This window comes from Streptomyces sp. NPDC002055 (assembly GCF_040296705.1).
Taxonomy (GTDB): Bacteria; Actinomycetota; Actinomycetes; order Streptomycetales; family Streptomycetaceae; genus Streptomyces.
The window spans coordinates 1-20,476 of sequence record NZ_JBEOXS010000092.1; the positions used below are offsets into that span (position 1 = coordinate 1).

Annotated in this window: 17 protein-coding genes and 1 pseudogene; 4 read left to right on the forward strand and 14 right to left on the reverse strand. The window is 73.2% G+C overall.

The window, feature by feature from the left end; translation table 11 throughout:
* Positions 1–195 precede the first annotated feature (195 nt).
* The gene (locus ABT112_RS32745; RefSeq protein WP_351515441.1) at positions 196–1,635 is read right to left on the reverse strand and encodes a GuaB1 family IMP dehydrogenase-related protein; all 1,440 of its coding nucleotides are present in this window, start codon (positions 1,633–1,635) and stop codon (positions 196–198) included.
* 378 nt (positions 1,636–2,013) lie between these two features.
* Between ABT112_RS32745 and putP the strand changes: the two genes are divergently transcribed.
* Positions 2,014–3,561: a sodium/proline symporter PutP gene (gene putP, locus ABT112_RS32750; RefSeq protein ID WP_351515442.1), complete on the forward strand. Its 1,548-nt coding sequence runs from the start codon at positions 2,014–2,016 to the stop codon at positions 3,559–3,561.
* A 206-nt stretch (positions 3,562–3,767) separates the two neighbouring features.
* Here putP and ABT112_RS32755 read toward each other — a convergent pair whose 3' ends face one another.
* Together ABT112_RS32755 and rpe are read right to left on the reverse strand one after the other, a co-directional pair.
* The gene (locus tag ABT112_RS32755) at positions 3,768–4,754 is read right to left on the reverse strand and encodes a sugar-binding transcriptional regulator (protein ID WP_351515455.1); all 987 of its coding nucleotides are present in this window, start codon (positions 4,752–4,754) and stop codon (positions 3,768–3,770) included.
* Between the two features lie 148 nt (positions 4,755–4,902).
* Complete coding sequence (rpe, locus tag ABT112_RS32760; protein ID WP_351515443.1) at positions 4,903–5,589, reverse strand: ribulose-phosphate 3-epimerase; 687 nt, start codon at positions 5,587–5,589, stop codon at positions 4,903–4,905.
* Positions 5,590–5,718: 129 nt separating this feature from the next.
* On the opposite strand from rpe, the gene ABT112_RS32765 reads away from it, so the two are divergent.
* Entirely contained in the window at positions 5,719–7,857 is a 2,139-nt protein-coding gene (locus tag ABT112_RS32765) for an MMPL family transporter (RefSeq protein ID WP_351515444.1), read from the forward strand.
* A gap of 87 nt (positions 7,858–7,944) precedes the next feature.
* Here ABT112_RS32765 and ABT112_RS32770 read toward each other — a convergent pair whose 3' ends face one another.
* Complete coding sequence (locus ABT112_RS32770; protein WP_351515445.1) at positions 7,945–8,529, reverse strand: dihydrofolate reductase family protein; 585 nt, start codon at positions 8,527–8,529, stop codon at positions 7,945–7,947.
* 144 nt (positions 8,530–8,673) lie between these two features.
* On the opposite strand from ABT112_RS32770, the gene ABT112_RS32775 reads away from it, so the two are divergent.
* Positions 8,674–9,249: a TetR/AcrR family transcriptional regulator gene (locus ABT112_RS32775; RefSeq protein WP_351515446.1), complete on the forward strand. Its 576-nt coding sequence runs from the start codon at positions 8,674–8,676 to the stop codon at positions 9,247–9,249.
* 59 nt (positions 9,250–9,308) lie between these two features.
* Here ABT112_RS32775 and ABT112_RS32780 read toward each other — a convergent pair whose 3' ends face one another.
* Complete coding sequence (locus ABT112_RS32780) at positions 9,309–10,742, reverse strand: RsmB/NOP family class I SAM-dependent RNA methyltransferase (protein WP_351515447.1); 1,434 nt, start codon at positions 10,740–10,742, stop codon at positions 9,309–9,311.
* A 204-nt stretch (positions 10,743–10,946) separates the two neighbouring features.
* Positions 10,947–11,879 (reverse strand): methionyl-tRNA formyltransferase, encoded by a 933-nt coding sequence (gene fmt, locus ABT112_RS32785; RefSeq protein ID WP_351515448.1) that lies wholly within the window; start codon positions 11,877–11,879, stop codon positions 10,947–10,949.
* 252 nt (positions 11,880–12,131) lie between these two features.
* On the opposite strand from fmt, the gene ABT112_RS32790 reads away from it, so the two are divergent.
* Positions 12,132–12,698, forward strand: coding sequence for a hypothetical protein (locus tag ABT112_RS32790; RefSeq protein ID WP_351515449.1), 567 nt, complete (start codon positions 12,132–12,134; stop codon positions 12,696–12,698).
* 155 nt (positions 12,699–12,853) lie between these two features.
* Here ABT112_RS32790 and ABT112_RS32795 read toward each other — a convergent pair whose 3' ends face one another.
* The 8 genes and pseudogenes from ABT112_RS32795 to ABT112_RS32830 form a co-directional block, all read right to left on the reverse strand.
* Entirely contained in the window at positions 12,854–15,013 is a 2,160-nt protein-coding gene (locus ABT112_RS32795) for a primosomal protein N' (protein ID WP_351515450.1), read from the reverse strand.
* A 147-nt stretch (positions 15,014–15,160) separates the two neighbouring features.
* Entirely contained in the window at positions 15,161–16,369 is a 1,209-nt protein-coding gene (gene metK / locus ABT112_RS32800) for a methionine adenosyltransferase (RefSeq protein ID WP_351515451.1), read from the reverse strand.
* 246 nt (positions 16,370–16,615) lie between these two features.
* Positions 16,616–17,824: a bifunctional phosphopantothenoylcysteine decarboxylase/phosphopantothenate--cysteine ligase CoaBC gene (coaBC, locus tag ABT112_RS32805; protein ID WP_351515452.1), complete on the reverse strand. Its 1,209-nt coding sequence runs from the start codon at positions 17,822–17,824 to the stop codon at positions 16,616–16,618.
* Positions 17,825–17,968: 144 nt separating this feature from the next.
* Positions 17,969–18,241: a DNA-directed RNA polymerase subunit omega gene (gene rpoZ, locus ABT112_RS32810; RefSeq protein WP_005319902.1), complete on the reverse strand. Its 273-nt coding sequence runs from the start codon at positions 18,239–18,241 to the stop codon at positions 17,969–17,971.
* Between the two features lie 28 nt (positions 18,242–18,269).
* On the reverse strand, positions 18,270–18,866 hold the full coding sequence (gene gmk / locus ABT112_RS32815; protein ID WP_351515453.1) for a guanylate kinase: 597 nt from the start codon (positions 18,864–18,866) through the stop codon (positions 18,270–18,272).
* Positions 18,867–18,904: 38 nt separating this feature from the next.
* A complete protein-coding gene (locus tag ABT112_RS32820) occupies positions 18,905–19,228 on the reverse strand; it encodes an integration host factor (protein WP_005319887.1) in 324 nt (107 codons plus the stop codon).
* Between the two features lie 245 nt (positions 19,229–19,473).
* Positions 19,474–20,322, reverse strand: coding sequence for an orotidine-5'-phosphate decarboxylase (gene pyrF, locus ABT112_RS32825; RefSeq protein ID WP_351515454.1), 849 nt, complete (start codon positions 20,320–20,322; stop codon positions 19,474–19,476).
* Positions 20,322–20,476: pseudogene (locus ABT112_RS32830) on the reverse strand (quinone-dependent dihydroorotate dehydrogenase); the annotation flags it as partial. The gene pyrF and the pseudogene ABT112_RS32830, both read right to left, overlap by 1 nt.

Here is a 20,476-nt window from a genome sequence, read left to right on the forward strand (position 1 = left end):
CACCCCCCCACATGTCTCATAATATCCACGTTCTCCTCTACCACACGCCCGCCGGCCCCGGCGCCCGCGGTGCCGCCCCGCCCCCCCGCCCCGCCCGGCCCGGCGGCCCGCGAAGGGCGGACCGGCCACACCGCACACGGACACCGGAAGGGCCGGTGGGCTGCCGATCGGCCCTTCCGGCAGTGGAACGGAGCGTCAGCTCCAGCTGGCGTGCAGCGGCTTGCCCTCCGCGTAGCCCGCGGCGCTCTGGACGCCGACGACGGCCCGCTCGTGGAACTCCTCCAGCGAGTCCGCGCCCGCGTAGGTGCAGGAGCTGCGGACGCCCGCGATGATCGAGTCGATGAGGTCCTCGACCCCGGGGCGCGCCTGGTCCAGGAACATCCGGGACGTCGAGATGCCCTCCTCGAACAGGCCCTTGCGCGCCCGGTCGTACGCCGACTCCTCGCTGGTGCGGTTCCGCACGGCACGCGCGGAGGCCATGCCGAAGCTCTCCTTGTAGGGGCGGCCGTCGGCGGTGTGCTGGAGGTCGCCGGGCGACTCGTAGGTCCCGGCGAACCAGGAACCGACCATCACGTTGGACGCGCCCGCGGCCAGGGCCATCGCGACATCCCTCGGGTGCCGGACCCCGCCGTCCGCCCAGACGTGCTTGCCCAGCCGCCGCGCCTCGGCCGCGCACTCCAGCACGGCGGAGAACTGCGGCCGGCCGACACCGGTCATCATCCGGGTGGTGCACATGGCGCCCGGCCCGACCCCGACCTTGACGATGTCCGCGCCGGCCTCGACCAGGTCGCGGACGCCCTCGGCGGCCACGACGTTGCCCGCCACGACCGGCACCTGCGGGTCGAGGCCGCGCACCGCCTTCAGCGCGTTGATCATCGACTCCTGGTGGCCGTGGGCGGTGTCGACGACGAGCGTGTCCACCCCGGCTTCGAGCAGCGCCTTGGCACGGCCCGCGACATCGCCGTTCACGCCCACCGCGGCGGCGATCCGCAGCTTGCCGTCGGCGTCCGTGGCCGGGGTGTACAGAGTGGCCCGGAGCGCGCCCTTGCGAGTGAGGATGCCGACGAGCCGGCCGTCCCGGTCGACGGCGGGCGCCAGCTTGCGGTGCGCGGCGTCGAGACGGTTGAACGCCTCGCGCGGGTCGATGTCCGCGTCGAGCACCAGCAGTTCCCGGGACATGACCTCGGACAGCTGGGTGAAGCGGTCGACGCCGGTGAGGTCCGACTCGGTCACCACGCCGACGGGCCGGCCGTCCTCGACGACGACGCCCGCGCCGTGCGCCCGCTTGGGGAGCAGGGCCAGGCCGTCGGCGACGGTCGCGGTCGGAGCGAGCACGATCGGGGTGTCCAGCACGTGATGGCGCTGCTTGACCCAGCCGATGACGTCGGTGACGACATCGAGCGGGATGTCCTGCGGGATCACCACGAGCCCGCCGCGCCGGGCGACGGTCTCGGCCATCCGGCGGCCGGCGATCGCGGTCATGTTGGCGACCACGAGCGGAATGGTGGTCCCGGTGCCGTCGGGCGCGGACAGGTCCACGGCCTGGCGGGACCCCACGGAGGAGCGGCTCGGCACCATGAAGACATCGTCGTACGTCAGGTCGTACGGCGGCTTCTGATCATTGAGGAAACGCATGCTAACTCTCTCACCTGCGATGTTACGTGCTTGGCCGGTGGGGAGTCAGGACCGGAACCGGAGCGGACCGGGCTGCGGCTCCTCGACCATCATCGCTGATGGCACCCCGCCGAGGCGAACATCCGCACCGTTCTCTGTACCTTCCCCCAGCGGCGCCGCTCGCCCGCCCACCGCGTCCTGTGGCTTCCGCCAATTGCACCGGCGGATGAGGGGGCGTGGAGGGCTCCGTTCCGGCCTCGGGTCGCGGTCCGGTCACGGACGCCGGGCTACTGGCCAGAACTCTTGTCCGGGCCCCATGAAGCCTCTACTGTCCGCGAGATCTCCACCCGGAGAACCCGATCCATCCACACGGCGGCGCCCGCACGACGGAGAACCCGGATGACATCTCTGACCATACCGGTCATGCTCACCTTTGGAATCTTCCTCCTCGCCATGGTCATGGTGGGCATCTGGACATACCAGGAGACCAGCAGCTTCTCCGAGTTCGCCCTCGGCGGGCGCCGCCTGCCCGCGCCGGTGGCCGCTCTCTCCGCGGGGGCCAGCGACATGTCCGGCTGGCTGTTCCTGGGGCTGCCCGGGGCCGTGTACGCGACGGGCATCGGTGCCACCTGGATCGCCGTCGGCCTGGCCCTCGGCACCTATCTCAACTGGCGGCTCGTCGCGCCGCGGCTGCGCACCTACACCGAACGGGCCGCCGACTCGGTGACCCTGTCGGCGTATCTGGAGGAGCGGTTCGAGGACGGCAGCCGGATGCTGCGTCTCCTCTCGGCGACCGTCGTGGTGGTGTTCTTCACCGTCTATGTGGCGAGCGGACTGCTCGCCGGGGGCGTGCTCTTCGAGGAGATCTTCGGCGGCGGCTTCGACGTCGCGCTCACCACCTTCGCCGTGGTGATCGTGGCCTACACCTTCCTCGGCGGCTTCCGGGCTGTGAGTGTCACGCACTCGGTGCAGGCCACCTGGATGTGCCTCGCGGCGATCGCCCTGCCGGTGATCGCCATCGGTGCGCTCGGCGGCTACGACGCCGTCCGGGACGCGGTCGCCGGCCGGAGCCCGTCCCTGCTGGACATGGGGGCCAAGGCGGGCTTCGAGGACGGCCTGTGGACGTCCGGCCGGCCGCTCGGGGCGGTAGCGGTGATCTCGCTGCTGGCCTGGGGGCTCGGCTACTTCGGGCAGCCCCACATCCTGGTCCGCTTCATGAGCATCCGCAGCACCCGGGACATCCCGCGGGCCCGGCGCATCGGGGTGACCTGGGTGGTCGTCACGCTGGCCGGCGCGTCACTGGTCGGGCTGGTGGGCATCGCGGCGCTGGACGAGCCGCTGGACAACCCCGAGACGATCTTCATCGCGCTCACCGCCCAGCTGGTCAACCCGTGGATCGCGGGCCTGCTGCTGGTGGCGGTGCTCGCCGCGATCAAGTCCACGGCGGACAGCCAGCTGCTGGTCTCCGCGACCACGCTGACCGAGGACTTCTACCGGGCGTTCTTCAACCGGCGGGCCTCGGAGGCGTCCCTGCTGCTGGTGGGCCGGGCCACGGTGGTGGTCGTGGCCGTCGTCGCCTACGCCATCGCCCTCAGCGGCGGCGCCGTGCTCGACATCGTCGCGTACGCCTGGGCGGGCTTCGGCTCTGCCTTCGGCCCGGTGATCCTGCTGTCGCTGTACTGGCCCCGGATGACCCGGGCCGGGGCGATGGCGGGCATCGTGACGGGTGCGCTCACCGTCGTGCTGTGGAAGCGGATCGACCCGCTGCTGGGGCCGTTGCAGACCGGCATCTACGAGATGGTGCCCGGGGTGCTGGCCGCCACGGTCGCCGCACTCCTCTTCGGCCGGTTCGTCGGCCGGCCGCCGCTGCGGAACTGGTCGGGCCCGATGGAGACATCGGAGGACGTCCCGCCGGCGGCGGTCGGCCCGAACCTGGCTCAGCGGTAGTCACGTTCCGGGCCGGAGCTCCCGCGGGCGCTCCGGGCATCCCGGCCCGCCACGCGACGCGGCCCCGTTCACCGGCGCCGGCCGGGCGGGCCGAATACCCTCGGCCGCCCCCTCCGGGGCGGCCGCTCCGGAGGGGGCGGACCGAAGGCTCCGGGCGGCGGCTGGGCGGGGCCGCCGAACGCCCCCGGCCCGCGGGCCGTGGTGTCTCAGTCGTCCGGGTCGCCCCGGTCGAGCGCCGACCGCGGCCCCGGGCCGGTCTCGGTCAGCAGGAAGTCCGCGGCCGCCGTGTCCGTGACCAGGCTGGTGACCAGCCCGGAGCGCAGGACGGCGCCGATCGCGGCCGCCTTGCGCTGCCCGCCCGCGATGGCCACGACCTCCGGGATGCGGCGCAGCCGGTCGGCCTCCACGGTGATGCAGCGCTCCCCCAGGTCGCGCCCGATGCGGCGGCCCTCGGAGTCGAAGAGGTGGGCCGACATCTCGGCGGCGGCGCCGAGCGAGGCGTAGTGCTCCCGCTCGTCCTCGCTGAGCATGTCGTAGACCGTGGAGATGCCCGGGTCCCAGGAGCCGATGGAGACGCAGGCGACGGTGACCTTGTCGAAGTACTCGAAGGCGCGGGCGATTCCGGTCTGGCCGCGGAGTGCGGCGGCCGTGGCCGGGTCCGGCAGCAGCATCGGCGCGTAGATGGGGTGCGCCTCGCCGCCGGAGACGGCCGCGGCACGGCGGACGGCCTCGACCGATCCGCGTTCGGCGGTGCCCGCGTCGTAGACCCCGGTGAGCTGGACGACCGTGCACGGCGGCAGCCGGTTCAGGGCCGCGGCCATGTGGATCGTGGAACGGCCCCAGGCGAGGCCGAGGACGTCGCCCTCGGCCACCAGCTCGCCGAGCAGGTCGGCGGCGACCTCGCCGAGGTTCTCCGGATCCGCCGCGTCGGCCGAGGCGTCCGCCGGGGACTCGACGACGACCGCGTGCCGCAGGCCGTAGCGGGCGCGGAGCGCGTCGGAGCGCTCGGCGTCCAGTTCCGCGGGCACCCGGATCTCGATGCGCACGAGGTCGCGTTCCAGCGCGGTTTCCAGGACCCGGGCCACCTTGAAGCGGCTGACCCCGAACTCCTCGGCGATCTGGATCTTGGACTTGCCCTCGAGGTAGAAGCGGCGGGCCATGGCCGCCGCCTGCACCAGCTCCGCGGGTCCCATCCGCATGGCTGACCGGCCCGTCGACACCGCTATCTCCTTAGCCTCACTGTTCTCGGCTCCCGGCCAGTGCCGGGAGCTTCCCTGCTCATCCTGTCAGAAGCGGCGGTTGCCGATCAGCCCTTGCCCCCCGCGTTCACCGAGCGGACGCTCAGTGGTTGCACGCCCACGCGGCCGCGGCGGTGGTCTCCTCCGCCTGTGCCCGCAGAGAGCGTACGGCGGCGGCCGGGTCGTCCGTGCCGTAGACGGCGGACCCGGCGACGAAGACGTCCGCGCCGGCCTCCGCGCACCGCTCGATGGTGGCCGCCGAGACACCGCCGTCGACCTGCAGCCACAGCTCCAGCCCGTGCTTGGCGATGAGTTCCCGGGTGCGGCGGATCTTCGGCAGCATGATGTCGAGAAACGCCTGACCGCCGAAGCCGGGCTCGACCGTCATGATCAGCAGCATATCCAGCTCGGGGAGCAGGTCCTCGTACGGCTCGATCGGGGTGCCCGGCTTGAGCGCCATCGAGGCACGTGCCCCCTTGGCCCGGATCTCCCGCGCCAGCCGCACCGGCGCGGCGGCGGCCTCGGCGTGGAAGGTGACGGACCCCGCCCCGGCCTCGACGTACTGGGGTGCCCAGCGGTCCGGCTCCGCGATCATGAGGTGGCAGTCCAGCGGGATGTCGGTCGACCGGGCCAGCGACTCGACGATGGGCGCGCCGAGCGTCAGATTGGGCACGAAGTGGTTGTCCATGACGTCGACGTGGAGCCAGTCGGCACCGTCGACGGCCTTCGCCTCCTCCGCCAGGCGCGAAAAGTCGGCGGAGAGGATACTGGGGTTGATCTGAACGGCCATGGCACAAGCCTGCCATGGCCGACGGCTGTCGGTTGACCGGAATGGACGGCATTCCGGCTCCACCGGGCCGAACCGCCTCGGGATCGATCGCGGCGTTCCGGACGGACGCCCACCGGCGATGGGGGTCTGATGTCGGACGGACGGCGTCGGGGTGTGGCCTGGCTGGTCTGCGGCCGGCGGACGAAGTGGCTGGTCCTGCTGGTCTGGATCCTGGTGATCTTCGCGCTGGCCCCGCTGGCGCAGAAGCTCGGCAGCGCGCAGGACAACGACGCCACCTCGTGGCTCCCCGGCAGCGCGGAGTCCACCCAGGTTCTGGAGATCTCCAAGGAATTCCGGCCGGAGACGGTGCCCGCGGTCGTGGTCTACGAGCGGCCGGGCGGTCTCACCGCCCAGGACCGGCACACCATCGCCGACGACGCCGAGCAGATCAAGCCACTGCGCGAGCACGGGATCCGGGGCGCGGAGACCCGCGGACCGTTCTACAACAGCGCACAGGATCCCCGGGCGGCGCTGATCCTGGTCCCCGTCACGGTGGACGAGCGGGGCTGGGACGAGCTGTCCTCGGCGGTCGACACCATCCGGGACGAGACCGGTTCGGGTGACGGGCTCAAGGTGTACATCACCGGCCCGGCCGGCACCTCCGCCGACTTCGCGAAGACCTTCGAGGGCATCGACTCGACGCTGCTGGTGGCGGCCCTCGGGGTGGTCATCGTGGCGCTGCTGATCACCTACCGCAGCCCCACGCTGCTGCTGGTGCCGGTGCTGTCGGTGGTCGGTGCCCTGCTGACCGCCCAGGCCATCATCTATCTGCTCGCCGAGTACGCCGGGCTGACGGTGAACGGGCAGAGCGCGGGCATCCTGACGGTGCTGGTCTTCGGCGCCGGTACCGACTACGCCCTGCTGCTGGTCGCCCGCTACCGGGAGGAGCTGCGCCGGCACGAGGACCGTCACGAGGCGATGGCGCTGGCGCTGCACCGCGCCGGACCGGCGGTGCTGGCCAGCGGCGCCACCGTGGGCATGGGCATGCTCGTGCTGCTCGTCGCCGAGATGAACTCGACCAGCGGGCTGGGCCCGGTCTGCGCCATCGGGGTGCTCGTCGCGGTGCTGGCGATGGTGACGCTGTTCCCGGCGCTGCTGGTGATCCTGGGCCGGTGGATCTTCTGGCCGGTGGTGCCGCACTTCGGCTCGGCCGAACCCACCGAGCAGGGCTTCTGGGCCCGGATCGGCGGGCGGATCGCCCGTCGGCCGCGGGCCGTCTGGGTGACCACCGCAGTCGTCCTGGCCGCGCTCTCCTTCGGCATGCTGGGGCTGCGCGCCGCGGGCATCAGCAACGCCGACGCGTTCACCGAGACGAAGGACTCCATCACCGGCCAGCAGGTGTCCGAGCGGTACTTCCCGGCGGGCAGCGGCGATCCCCTGCTGATCGTGGCCGACCAGGGGGCGGCCCGGGAGGTCGGGCGGGTGGTCGCGGGGACGCCGGGGGTGGTGCCGCAGTCGCTCGGCGTCCCTGCGGGCTCCGCGCCCGAGCACGAGGGCCGGGTGCTGTTCGAGGCGACCATGACGGATCCGGCCGACAGCCAGGCGGCGAAGGACACCGTCGAACGGGTCCGGGACGCGGTCCACGCCGTGCCCGGCGCCGACGCCAAGGTCGGCGGCGGCACGGCCGCCCTGCTGGACGCCGACACGGCCTCGACCCGCGACAACATCGTGGTGATCCCGCTGGTGCTGCTCGTGGTGCTGATCATCCTGACCCTGCTGCTGAGAGCCCTGCTGGCGCCGCTGGTCCTGATCGCCACCGTGGTGCTGTCCTACGCCACCGCGCTCGGCATCAGCGCACTCGCGTTCCGCCATGTCTTCGACTACGCGGGCGAGGACACGGCGTTCCCGCTCTTCGTCTTCGTGTTCCTGGTCGCGCTGGGCATCGACTACAACATCTTCCTGTCCACCCGGGTGCGCGAGGAGTCGTTCCGGCAGGGCACCCGCCGGGGCACCCTCACCGCCCTGGCCGCGACCGGCGCCGTCATCACCTCGGCCGGTCTGGTCCTCGCCGGTACGTTCGCGGCGCTCGGCACGCTGCCGCTGACCGGCTTCGCCGAGATCGGCTTCGCCGTCGCCGTCGGCGTCCTGCTGGACACCTTCATCGTGCGGTCGGTGCTGGTCACCGCGCTGTTCCTGGACATCGGGCCCCGCATGTGGTGGCCGCACCGGCTCGCCCACGAGGACGGCCCGCCGCGGGCCGGGAGCCCGCCGGCGCAGCCGGTCCCGTGAGCGGGGCGGGCCGCCGCTCCGGACGGTCCGGCCCGCCGGGCCGGGCGCGGTGGGCGGCCGCCGGAGCCGTCCGTTCCCGGTGCCCGGTCACCGCACCTTGCTGTATTTCCTGACCAGCACGCCGTTGTCGAAGGTCCGGACCGACTCCAGCGCGAACTCCCTGTCCCCGAAGTCCGCGCCGAACATGGGCATCCCCGAGCCGTAGACCAGCGGGTAGGTCTTGATCACCAGCTCGTCGATCTCGTCGAGCAGTTCGCCCGCGAGCTGCGAGCCCCCGCAGAGCCAGATGCCCAGCCCGGCGCCCTCGGCCTTGAGTTCACGGATCCGGCCGACCAGATCGTCGGAGATGAGCTCCACGTTCGGGTCGGGGGACACCTTCAGCGTCCGGGACGCCACGTATTCACGCATCTGGCCGTACGGGCTGGTGATGTCGAGGTCCAGCGCGAGCTGGTAGCTGGCGCGGCCCTGGACGACCGTGTCGAACGCGCGGTTCTCCAGGTCGTCCAGGCCCAGCGCCCGGCGGCCCTCGACCGAGATGGTCTCCGGGTACTCGGCCTTCAGGAACTCCAGGAACTCCTCGTTCACGAACCGGAACATCGACGTGGCGTCGCCGCCCGGGTCGCCGATGAAGCCGTCGATCGAGCAGGCGATGAAATACGTGAGCTTGCGCAAAGAGGCCTTCTTTCGTGGACGCATGAGGACACGGCGGCCGGCCGGGGCACAGGAGCGAAGGCCGAACCACTTCGCCTATAGTGCTTCACATGTAGTGGTTGAGCAAGCCCCTTTTCCCGCACGGCGGATCGAGGAGAGATACCCATGGTCAGGAACCCGGAGCGCAGGACGGCGCTCATCGACGCGGCGATCGACGTGCTCGCGGACGAGGGCGCGCGCGGGCTCACCTTCCGCGCCGTCGACGCGCGGGCCGGTGTCCCGGTCGGCACGGCGTCCAACTACTTCGCCAGCCGGGACGACCTGTTCACGCAGGCGGGCGCCCGGATCCACGTCCGGATGACACCGGAGCCGGCGGCGGTCGAGACGGCGATGCGCCCGGCGCCGTCACGCGAGCTGGTGACCGAGCTGATGCGGTGGCTGGTGCAACGGATGTCCGACGACCGCACCGGCTATCTGGCCATGCTGGAACTGCGCCTGGAGGCCACCCGGCGCCCGGCCCTCCGGGAGCAGCTGACCCGCACCATCCGGGCGGGCTACGACGAGAGCCTGGCCTTCCACCTGGACGCCGGACTGCCCGGCGACGCCGACACCTTCCTGGTGCTCTACCTGGCCATGACCGGCGTACTGCTGGAGCACCTCACACTGCCCGGGATGCTGTCCGACACCACCCTGGAGCGGATGGTGGAGAGCGTGGTCACCGGGATCCTTCCGGCACGCTGAGCACCCCGCCGCCCGACACCACGGCAGGGCGGTGCGGCGGCGGGGGGAATGACGCCGGATCAGGCCGTACGGCGGAGCAGCGCCAGATACATCGCGTCCGTGCCGTGCAGATGCGGCCAGAGCTGGACGTCCGGGCCGTCGCCCAGGGCGGGCACCCCGGGCATCAGCGGCCGGGCGTCGATCCACTCCGCGGACACCGCGGTGCCCCCGCGGCCCTTGAGGACGTCGTCGACCACGACGCGGGTCTCCGCCAGGTGCGGGGAGCAGGTGGCGTACCCGACCACGCCGCCGACGCGGGTGGCGGCCAGCGCCTCGCGCAGCAGCCCGCGCTGGAGCGGCGCGAAGCCTTCGAGGTCCTCGGGACGGCGGCGCCAGCGGGCCTCCGGCCTGCGGCGCAGCGCGCCCAGCCCGGTGCACGGCACGTCCACCAGCACCCGGTCGAAGGTGCCCGCCCGCCACGGCGGCCGGGTGCCGTCCGCGGCGATCACCTGATACGGCCCCGGGTTGCCCGCCAGTGCCCGCTCCACCAGCCGGGCCCGGTGCGGCTGCTTCTCGGCGGCGAGCAGCGTGGCGCCCCGCTGTGCGGCCAGGGCGCCGAGCAGCGCCGCCTTGCCGCCGGGGCCCGCGCAGCCGTCGAGCCAGCGGGCGTCGGGCCCGTCCAGGGGGGCCTGCGCCAGCGCCGCGGCGACGAGCTGGCTGCCCTCGTCCTGCACTCCGGCCCGTCCGTCGCGGACCGCGTCGAGGGCGCCCGGCTCCCCGCCCTCGGCCAGCCGCACGGCGTACGGGGACCAGCGCCCGGGCAGCGCGGAGTCCTCGCCGACGGCGGCTATGAGCTCCTCGGTCGTGGACCGGCCGGGCCGGGCCACCAGCGTCACCTCGGGCCGCTCGTTGTCGGCCTCCAGCAGGTCCTCGATCCCGGCCCGGCCACCGCCGAGCGCGTCCCAGAGCGCGGAGACGATCCAGCGGGGGTGGGAGTGGACGATGCCGAGGTGCTCCTCGGGGTCCTCGTCGTACGGCGGGGCGACCCGGGCCAGCCAGCCGTCGAGGTCATCGGCGGTGATCCGGCGGAGCACGGCGTTCACGAACTTCGCCCGCCCGTCGCCGAGCACGACCCGGGCCAGTTCCACGCTCGACGACACCGCCGCGTGCGTGGGGATCCTGGTGCCCAGCAGCTGGTGCGCCCCGAGGCTGAGCACGTCCAGCACCGGCGGGTCCACCTCGCGCAGCGGCCGGTCCACGCAGGCCGCGATGATCGCGTCGTAGGTGCCCTGCCGGCGCAGCGTCCCGTAGACGAGCTCGGTCGCCAGCGCGGCGTCCCGGCCGTCGAAGCCGCCCTCCTCCCGGGCCTTCCGCAGCAGCGGCGGGAGCACCAGGTTGGCGTACGCGTCCCGCTCGTCCACGGCACGCAGTGCCTCGAACGCGAGGATGCGCACAGGGTCCTTCTGGGGACGGCGGTAGGGCTTGCCGGGACGGCGACGTGACGGGGCGTTCACAGGCAAAGTGCTCCGGGGGAGATATCGGGCCGAGGAGACCAGCCTACGTCGCCGCCCCGGGTGCCCGGCCCGGCCCCCGGCGAGGGCGGGCCGGGGGCGGGCTCCGGTCGGCTCCTGCCGCCGCGCTCACCGGTCCGGCCCGCCGCGGGCGGAAGGCCCCGGCTCCCGCAGGACCGCCGACGCCCCACCCCCGGACGGCGGGTCTCAGGCGCCCAGCCGCTCGTCCGCGGCGATCCGCACGCCGCGCGCCCAATCGGCCGCCCGCATCGGCTTCTTGCCCTGCGGCTGGACCCACTGCAGTTCGACGGCGTGCGAGCCGGTACCCGCGTACACCGCGTTCTTGCTGCCCGCGAGCTCACCGGGCGCCAGCTCGGTGCGGTCGGGCAGCGGCGCCACCGACATGACCTTCAGCCGCTCGCCGCGGAACCGGGTCCACGCCCCGGGGGCCGGCGCGCAGCCCCGGACGACCCGGTCGACCCGGAGGGCGGGCGCCGACCAGTCGAGCTCCGCGTCCTCGACGTTGATCTTCGGTGCGTAGGTCACGCCGTCGGCGGGCTGGGGAACGGCCTTCAGGGTGCCGTCCTCGATGCCGTCCATCGTGGCGGCGAGCAGCCCCGAGCCCGCGAAGGCGAGCCGGGTCAGCAGGTCACCGCTGGTGTCGGTGGACCGGACGTGTTCGGTGAGCACGCCGTACACCGGCCCCGAGTCCAGGCCCTCCTCGATGAGGAAGGTGGTGGCGCCGGTCATCTCGTCCCCCGCCAGCAGCGCGTGCTGGACGGGCGCGGCGCCGCGCCAGGCGGGCAGCAGGGAGAAGTGCAGATTGACCCAGCCGTGCGCGGGGATCTCGAGCGCGGCCAGCGGCAGCAGGGCGCCGTAGGCGACGACCGGGCAGCAGTCGGGGGCGATCTCCCGGAGCCGGGCGAGAAAGGCGGGGTCGCGCGGCTTCGCCGGCTTGAGCACCTCGATGCCCGCCTCCTCGGCCCGCTGGGCGACCGGGCTGGCGACCAGCCGCCGCCCGCGCCCGGCGGGTGCGTCCGGCCGGGTGACGACGGCCGCGACCTCGTGCCGGTCCGACGCGATCAGGGCGTCCAAGGCGGGTACGGCGACCTCGGGGGTGCCGGCGAACACGAGCTTCATCGGTGCTGCAGCCTCTCAGGCAGGAACGGGCGCGGAATCGACGGGATCGAACGGTGCCGGTGCGGAGCGCACCAGTCTATGGGCCCGACCGGGAGGGGGCGTACGCACCATCGTGCGCCCCCTCAGCCGCCTGGCGTGCGCCCCGGCAAGCGTGACCCCGGGGGCAGGTCCGGCGTTGGTCAAGAGAGCTTGACCGAAATGGGGCCGCTTCTACGGCCCGTCACTTTCAACGCCGGTTCGAGAGGCTTGTTCATGGCCGACCACGCAACGCACGACGCTCAAGCCCGGGCCAGCCTGCACCTGCTGGTGCGGGACATCGAGCGGGTCCGCCGGCAGGTGGACGCCCTGCGCACCCTGACGGCCCAGTTGGGCAATGTCTACCGGCCGCGGCGCTCGGGACCGTCCGCCGGCTTCGTGGTGTACGGCAGGGCCCCCGCCCCCACCGTGCGACTCGCCCAGGAGCTGCGGGACAGCGTCGAGACGCTGGTGACGGCCGCGGTGGACTTCGACCGGTCGCTCGGATTCTCGTGGGACGCGGTGGGCTCGGCGCTCGGCGTGACGAAGCAGGCGGTGCACCGCCGTTACGGATCGCGCCGGACGGCGGCGCAGAGCGGCACCGGCAGCGATGCGGCGCGCCCCCCGGAGGGAGTGCGGACCTCGGAGGCATCGCCGGTGGCTGTCACCCCGGCCTCCGGCCTGCACCACGGGGAGTCGCACCCCTCCGTACCGGCGGCCCGCTCGGTCCCCGGTCAGCCGTCGCCCTCGGCCGTCCGGGAGGAGACCCGGCCGACCGCCTTCCCCGGCCCGCGGCACGGCTGACCTGCGGCGTCCTCCCCTGGCGGCGCGAGGCCTCCCCCGGCAGCGCCGACACCCGGCCGTCCCGGCTGCCGCGTCGTGTGGCGGCGCTCCTCGCGGATCACGAGGGGCGCCGCCACATGATGCGGAGCCCGCACCCGGCCCCTGCCCGTGGCCGGTCAGCCCAGGTCCGGCGGGTCGATGCGGATCCGCACCGGGTCGCCCTCCCGCCGCACCGCGCGAGCCGCCTGAGCGGTCTTCACGGCCGACGCCAACGCCGCACCACTGCCCGGGCAGACGCGGAGCAGCACCCGCTCCCACTGCTCCCCCGGTGGCGGATCGCCCGGCCGGCGGGGACGGCCCGGCTCCCCGACGGGCAGCGGGACCGGCCCCAACACCTCGGTCCCCTCCGGGAGTTCCGCGATGTGCAGCAGGCCCTGAACGTCCTCGGGGCGGCCGGACACCGCCGCCATCCGGGAGACCGGCGGGAAGCCCAGCTCGGCCCGCTCGGCCAGCTCCCGCACCGCGTGCCCCGCCGGGTCCCAGCGGACCAGCGCCTGGACGGGCCGCAGCGTCGGTTCGGCGACGACGACCACGGTGCCACCCGCCTCCTGCCCCCGGACCAGGGCCGCGGCACCGAGCCAGCGGCGCAGGGCCTCCTCGCCGGCGCGGAGGTCGGGACGTCCGAGCATCGCCCAGCCGTCCAGCAGCAGCGCGGCGGCGTAGCCGGCCTCGGCCACGGGTTCGGCCCCTGGCGTGCTGATGACCAGCGCGGGCCGGTCGGGCACCGTGTCCAGCACATGGTCGCGGCCGGAGGTCCGCACCGGAACGGCCGGAAACGCCCGCCCCAGCTCCTCGGCGGTGCGCCGGGCGCCCACGATCTGCGCCCGCAGCCGCGCTCCCCCGCACTCGGCGCAGTGCCACCGCTCCGCCGCCCGCCCGCACCAGCCGCACTGCAGGGCGTCCCGGTCGTGCGCCTCCAGCGGCCCCGCGCACTGCCCGCAGCGGGCGGGGGCCCGGCAGCGCTCACAGGCCAGCCGGGGCGCGTAGCCCCGCCGCGGCACCTGGACCAGCACCGGCCCGGTCCGCAGCCCCTCGCGGACCGCCTGCCAGGCGAGGGTGGGCAGCCGGGCGGCGCGCGCGGCCTCGTCGCGCGCCTGCTCGGCGTCGCCGACCGTACGGATCAGCGGCGCCGCCGCCCGGACCTTCTCCCGGTCCGCGGTCAACGGCAGCGCCCAGCCGGTCTCGACGAGCTGTGCCGCCTCCACGGTGCAGCTCTGCCCGCCGAGCAGGAAGGCCGCCTTCTCGTGTGCCGCGCGCAGCAGCAGGACCTCCCGCGCGTGCGGCTGCGGCGCGTGCTGCTCGCTGTGGCTGGAGTCCCCGTCGTCCCAGATCGCCACCAGGCCGAGGTCCCGGACGGGCGCGAACATCGCGGCACGGGTGCCGACGACCCCGCGCACCTGTCCCCGGCTCACCGCGAGCCAGCGGCGGTAGCGCTCCTCGGGCCCGCTGTCCGCGGTCAGCAGGACATGCCGGCCGGAGCCGGTCAGGGCAGTGAGAGCCGCGTCCACCCGGGCGGCGGCGCGGCCGTCCGGGACGACGACCAGGGCCCCCCGGCCCGAGGCCAGCGCGGCCGCCGCGGCCCGGGCCAGCTCGTCCGGCCAGTGCGGTCCGGGCAGGGCCGTCCAGACGGCGCGCGGGGCGTCGCCGCGCGCCAGGGCCTGGAGGTAGCCGGGGCCGCTGGGATACCGCGTCCAGCTCCCCGGGTCGGGCACACAGGGCGGCGGCAGCGGCTCGGTGGCGGGTTCGGCCTCGGGGCGCACCCGGCGCGGCGGCACGGCCAGTTGGACGACATCGGCGAGGGCACCCGCGTACCGGTCGGCCACGGCCCGGCAGAGCGCCAGCAGACCGGGGCCGAGCACCGGCTCGGGTGAGAGCACCTGGGCGATCGGCGCGAGCGGCCCGCGGTAGTCGCTCTCCGCCAGCCGCTCCACGATGAAGCCGTCGTGCAGCTCGCCGCCCTCCCGGCGGCCCTTCACGACCCGGGCCCCGAAGCGGACCCGGACCCGGGCGCCGGGCCGTGCCTCGGCGTCCATCTTCGCCGGGACCGCGTAGTCGAAGAACTGGTCGAGATGGATCAGCCCCTTGTCGACCAGGACCCGGGCGACCGGGTACTCCTCGGCGAGCGCGGCGCCGCGCCAGGTGCGCGGCTTGGCCCGGGGCACCGGGGTCCGGCGGACGGTCTCGCGGATGAGCGCGAGCTGCTCGCCCCCCTGTACGCCCTCCGCCGGGGGGCTGTCGGCCCGCTCCTGCTCCGGCTGCCCGTTGTCGCTGCTCACAGCCCCAGTCCTACCAGACCCCTCGGACACGGGAGCCACGCTGTGGATGCACCGGCTCACCCCCGGGCACGGCGGGGCCCGGGCCCGTACGACACAGCCGTGGCCCCGGACCACGCGGGTCCGGGGCCACGGCGAAGCGGAACCGGGTTACAGACCGGCGGCGGCGCGCAGCGCGTCGACACGGTCGGTGCGCTCCCAGGTGAAGTCCGCCAGCTCACGGCCGAAGTGGCCGTACGCGGCGGTCTGGGCGTAGATCGGCCGCAGCAGGTCCAGGTCGCGGATGATCGCGGCCGGGCGGAGGTCGAAGACCTCGCTGATGGCCTGCTCGATCTTCTCCACCTCGACCTGGGCGGTGCCGAAGGTCTCCACGAAGAGGCCCACCGGCTCGGCCTTGCCGATCGCGTAGGCGACCTGCACCTCGCAGCGCGAGGCCAGCCCGGCGGCGACGACGTTCTTGGCGACCCAGCGCATCGCGTACGCGGCCGAGCGGTCCACCTTGGACGGGTCCTTGCCGGAGAAGGCACCGCCACCGTGACGGGACATGCCGCCGTAGGTGTCGATGATGATCTTCCGCCCGGTCAGGCCGGCGTCGCCCATCGGGCCGCCGATCTCGAACCGCCCGGTCGGGTTGACCAGCAGCCGGTAGTTGTCGGTGTCGAGCTTGATGCCGTCCTCGAGGAGCTGGTTGAGGACGTGCTCCACGACGAACTCGCGGATGTCGGGTGCGAGCAGCGAGTCCAGGTCGATGTCGGAGGCGTGCTGGGAGGAGACCACGACGGTGTCCAGCCGCACGGCCTTGTCGCCGTTGTACTCGATGGTGACCTGGGTCTTGCCGTCCGGGCGCAGGTACGGGATGGTCCCGTTCTTGCGGACCTCGGAGAGCCGGCGGGACAGCCGGTGCGCCAGGTTGATCGGCAGCGGCATCAGCTCGGGCGTCTCGTCGCAGGCGTAGCCGAACATCAGGCCCTGGTCGCCGGCGCCCTGCTTGTCGAGCTCGTCCTCGTCACCCTCGACGCGCTTCTCGTACGCGGTGTCGACACCCTGCGCGATGTCCGGGGACTGGGCACCGATGGACACCGACACTCCGCAGGAGGCTCCGTCGAAGCCCTTCTTGGAGGAGTCGTAGCCGATCTCGAGGATCTTGCTTCGCACGAGTGAGGCGATCGGCGCGTAGGCCTTCGTGGTCACCTCACCGGCGACGTGCACCAGACCGGTGGTGATCAGCGTCTCGACGGCGACCCGGGACGTCGGGTCCTCCTTGAGGAGGGCGTCGAGGATCGTGTCGCTGATCTGGTCAGCGATCTTGTCGGGGTGGCCCTCGGTCACGGACTCCGAGGTGAACAGGCGGCGGGACACATCGCTCCCTGGGGTTGCAGCGGCTGCTGTCTCATCATGACCGGACCCGTCCGGGAGCTGCGCCCGACGCGGATCCGCGGACCAGTCTATCCGGCGCTTCCGCCGGGCGGACATGGCATCTCGCTCCGTGGGCGACCGGTGACCTGCGACACAGCTCCGGCGGGAGATGCGCACCACGTCCAGCGGGGTGCAGATGCCGGGCGTGTCGGCCAGGATCCGGCTCCCGGCGGGGCGAAAGGGAACATATCAGCGAAAGCGTCGGCTCACCAGGTCCCACACGGTGTCGGCCAGCGCCTCCTTGGGCCCCTGCGGCACCGGGGTCTCGGTTCCGTCGGCGGCCAGGACCACGGCCTCGTTCTCCTCCGAGCCGAAGGTCCGGCCCTCCCCGACCTCATTGACGACCAGCAGGTCACAGCCCTTTCGGGCCAGCTTGGCGCGCCCGTTGGCGAGGACGTCGTCGGTCTCGGCGGCGAAGCCCACGATCACCTGACCGGACCGTGCCCGGTCCGCGGAGATCTCGGCCAGCACATCGGGATTGCGGACCAGCCCGATCGGCTCGGGCTCCTGCCCGTCCTTCTTCTTGATCTTGCCGGTGGCGTACTGCGACGGGCGGAAATCGGCCACCGCGGCGGCCATCACCACGGCGTCGGCGTCGGCGGCCGCCTTCAGCACCGCCTCCCGGAGCTGCACGGCCGTGCCCACCTGGATCACCTCGGCGCCCGCCGGGTCCGGCAGGCCGGTGTTGGCGGCGATCAGGGTGACCCGTGCGCCACGGGCGACGGCGGTGCGGGCCAGCGCGTAGCCCTGCTTGCCGGAGGAGCGGTTGCCGAGGAAACGCACCGGGTCGAGCGGCTCGCGGGTGCCGCCGGCGCTGACGACCACATGCCGTCCGGCCAGGTCGGCGGTCACCTCGGCCGCGCCGCGGGCCAGCACCCGGCGGCAGGTCTCGAAGATCTCACCGGGGTCGGGCAGCCGGCCCTTGCCGGTGTCCACCCCGGTCAGCCGGCCGACGGCGGGCTCGATGACGACGGCGCCGCGGCGGCGCAGCGTCGCGACGTTCTCCCGGGTGGCCGGGTGCTCCCACATCTCGGTGTGCATCGCCGGGGCGAAGACGACCGGACATCGGGCCGTGAGGAGGGTGTTGGTGAGCAGGTCGTCGGCGAGGCCGTGGGCGGACTTGGCGAGCAGGTCGGCGGTGGCGGGCGCGACGACGACGAGGTCGGCGGCCTGGCCGATCCGGACGTGCGGCACCTCGTGGACGGTCTCCCACACCTCGCTGGAGACGGGGTTGCCGGAGAGCGCGGACCAGGTGGCCTCACCCACGAAGTTCAGCGCCGAGCCGGTCGGCACGACCCGTACGTCATGGCCGGATTCGGTCAGTCGGCGCAGCAGCTCGCACGCCTTGTAGGCGGCGATTCCGCCACTGACCCCCAGCACGACCTTCGGCTTGTCCATCCTCGCCTCTCCCGCTGCCTGGCGCCGTCCGCACGCTCCGCGTCGGCGACGTCCCGGTGACACACCACAGGCCCGGCAGTGCGCTCCCCCAGCTGACGCTGGATTCCGCTCCCTGCCGGGCCTGTGTTCTGAAGTTCTCGGTGCTTACTGCGCCGGGCCCTCGATGGCCTCGGAGGTCAGCAGACCCGCATTGATCTCGCGCAGCGCGATCGAGAGCGGCTTCTCGTGCACGTGGGTGTCCACGAGCGGGCCGACGTACTCGAGCAGGCCCTCGCCGAGCTGCGAGTAGTAGGCGTTGATCTGGCGCGCGCGCTTGGCCGCGTAGATCACGAGGCTGTACTTCGAGTCGGTTGCCTCGAGCAGCTCATCGATCGGCGGGTTGATGATGCCCTCGGGCGCGGTGATGGAAGAGGACACGCTCTACCTTCCGAAAGGGTGGAAAAGATCAAACAACTTGCATCAAGGCTAGCAGCTCACGGGAGACGTCCTCGACCGAGGTGTTCACCAGGGTCGTATCGAACTCCGACTCCGCGGCGAGCTCGACCTTGGCGGCCTCCAGCCGGCGCTCGATGACCTCGGGGGCCTCGGTGCCCCGGCCGGTGAGCCGGCGGACCAGCTCGTCCCAGCTCGGCGGCGCCAGGAAGACCAACTGGGCCTCGGGCATGGATTCGCGGACCAGCCGGGCGCCCTGGAGGTCGATCTCCAGCAGCACCGGCTCACCCGCCTCCAGGCGGTCGAGCACGGCCCTGCGGGGGGTCCCGTAGCGGTTGCCTGCGAACTCGGCCCACTCCAGCAGTTCGCCGTTGGCGATCAGCTTGTCGAACTCTCCGTCGTCGACGAAGAAGTACTGGACACCGTCCTGCTCGCCGGGGCGCGGCTTGCGGGTGGTGGCCGAGACCGAGAGCCAGACCTCGGGGTGGGCCTTGCGCATGTGCGCGACGACCGTGCTCTTGCCGACCCCGGAGGGGCCGGAGAGCACGGTCAGCCGCGGGTGTCTGACCGGGGATGCGGGGGTCGCCCCCCGGGAGACGTCAGTACTCATGCTGCGATTATCCAGGTTCTCAGGGGTGCCTGAGAACGTCAGGCGGCACCGCCGCCGAACTCGCGCTCCAGGGAGGCGATCTGGTTGGACCCGAGACCGCGCACCCGGCGGCTCTCGGAGATGCCGAGCCGCTCCATGATCTGCTTGGCGCGGACCTTGCCCACGCCGGGCAGGGACTCGAGGAGCGCGGAGACCTTCATCTTGCCGATGACATCGTTCTCCTGGCCCTGCTTGATGACCTCGTGCAGGGAGGCGCCGGAGTGCTTGAGTCGATTCTTGACCTCGGCCCGCTCCCGGCGAGCCGCGGCGGCCTTTTCGAGCGCGGCTGCGCGCTGTTCAGGGGTAAGGGGCGGAAGAGCCACGCCTACGTCACCTCGGATGTCGAACTGTCGGATACGGACCGGTGAGGAACCTAGTCGCCCCACACCTGCGGAGCAACGAGCAACGCGCTTGCACGTTCGCCCCCGACGGAGACTAGCGGTCCGGACCGCTCCAGTCAGCGAGAACTTACGAAAAGTCCTGGTCAGCCTCGCTTGACTTAGACAATTCGGGCAAATCACCACCCGTTTCGGCCGAATTGTTGAACAGAGTCGGTGGACCGTCGCCGCTATCCGGCCCCGACAGCCGCTCTGACCTCGTCCGAAAAGCGTTCCGCGGCCTCCCGCAGACCCGCCGCGCCGGGCCCCTGGCGGAGCACTCCGCGGGAGACGCTGGGCACCACGTTGCGCACCGCCGCGCCGAAGACTCCGGGCAGATCGGCGGGGGTCGCCCCCTGGGCGCCGATGCCGGGGGCCAGCAGCGGACCGTTCACCGCCAGGTCGGCACCGGCGTCGCCGAGGGTGGCGCCCACGACGGCGCCCACCGAGCCGAGCGGCTCGGCACCGGCGTTCTCCCGGCCGATGTGGTCCAGCATCACCTGTGCGAGTGAACCGCCGGTGCTCGCGGTTGCCCGCTGCACCTCCGCGCCCTCCGGGTTGGAGGTCAGCGCGAGGACGAACACGCCGGTGCCGCTCGCCCGGGCCGCGTCCAGGGCCGGGCGCAGCGAGCCGAAGCCCAGGTACGGGCTGACGGTCACCGCGTCCGAGAAGAGCGGGCTCGCCGGGTCGAGGTAGGTGGCGGCGTACGCGGCCATGGTCGAGCCGATGTCGCCGCGCTTGGCGTCCATGAGGACCAGCGCGCCCGCGGCCCGGGCGTCCGCGACGGCCCGCTCCAGGACGGCGATGCCGCGGGAGCCGAACCGCTCGAAGAACGCGGACTGGGGCTTGAGGACCGCGACCCGGTCGGCGAGGGCCTCGACGACCGTGTGGGTGAAGCGCTCCAGGCCGGCGATGTCGTCGCCGAGGCCCCAGTCGGTGAGCAGCGAGGCGTGCGGGTCGATGCCGACGCAGAGCGGCCCGCGGGTGTCCATGGCGCGGCGCAGCCGGGCGCCGAAGGGCTCGGGGGGACGGGTGGTCATCAGGCGGTCGCCTCACGGGTCTCGGCGCCGACGGCGTCGGCGAGCGTGGCATAGGGGCTGGCGGCGAGGCGGGCGGCGAGGCCGCGGTGGATCTCCCGGCACCAGAAGGGGCCTTCGTAGATGAACGCGCTGTAGCCCTGGACGAGGGTGGCTC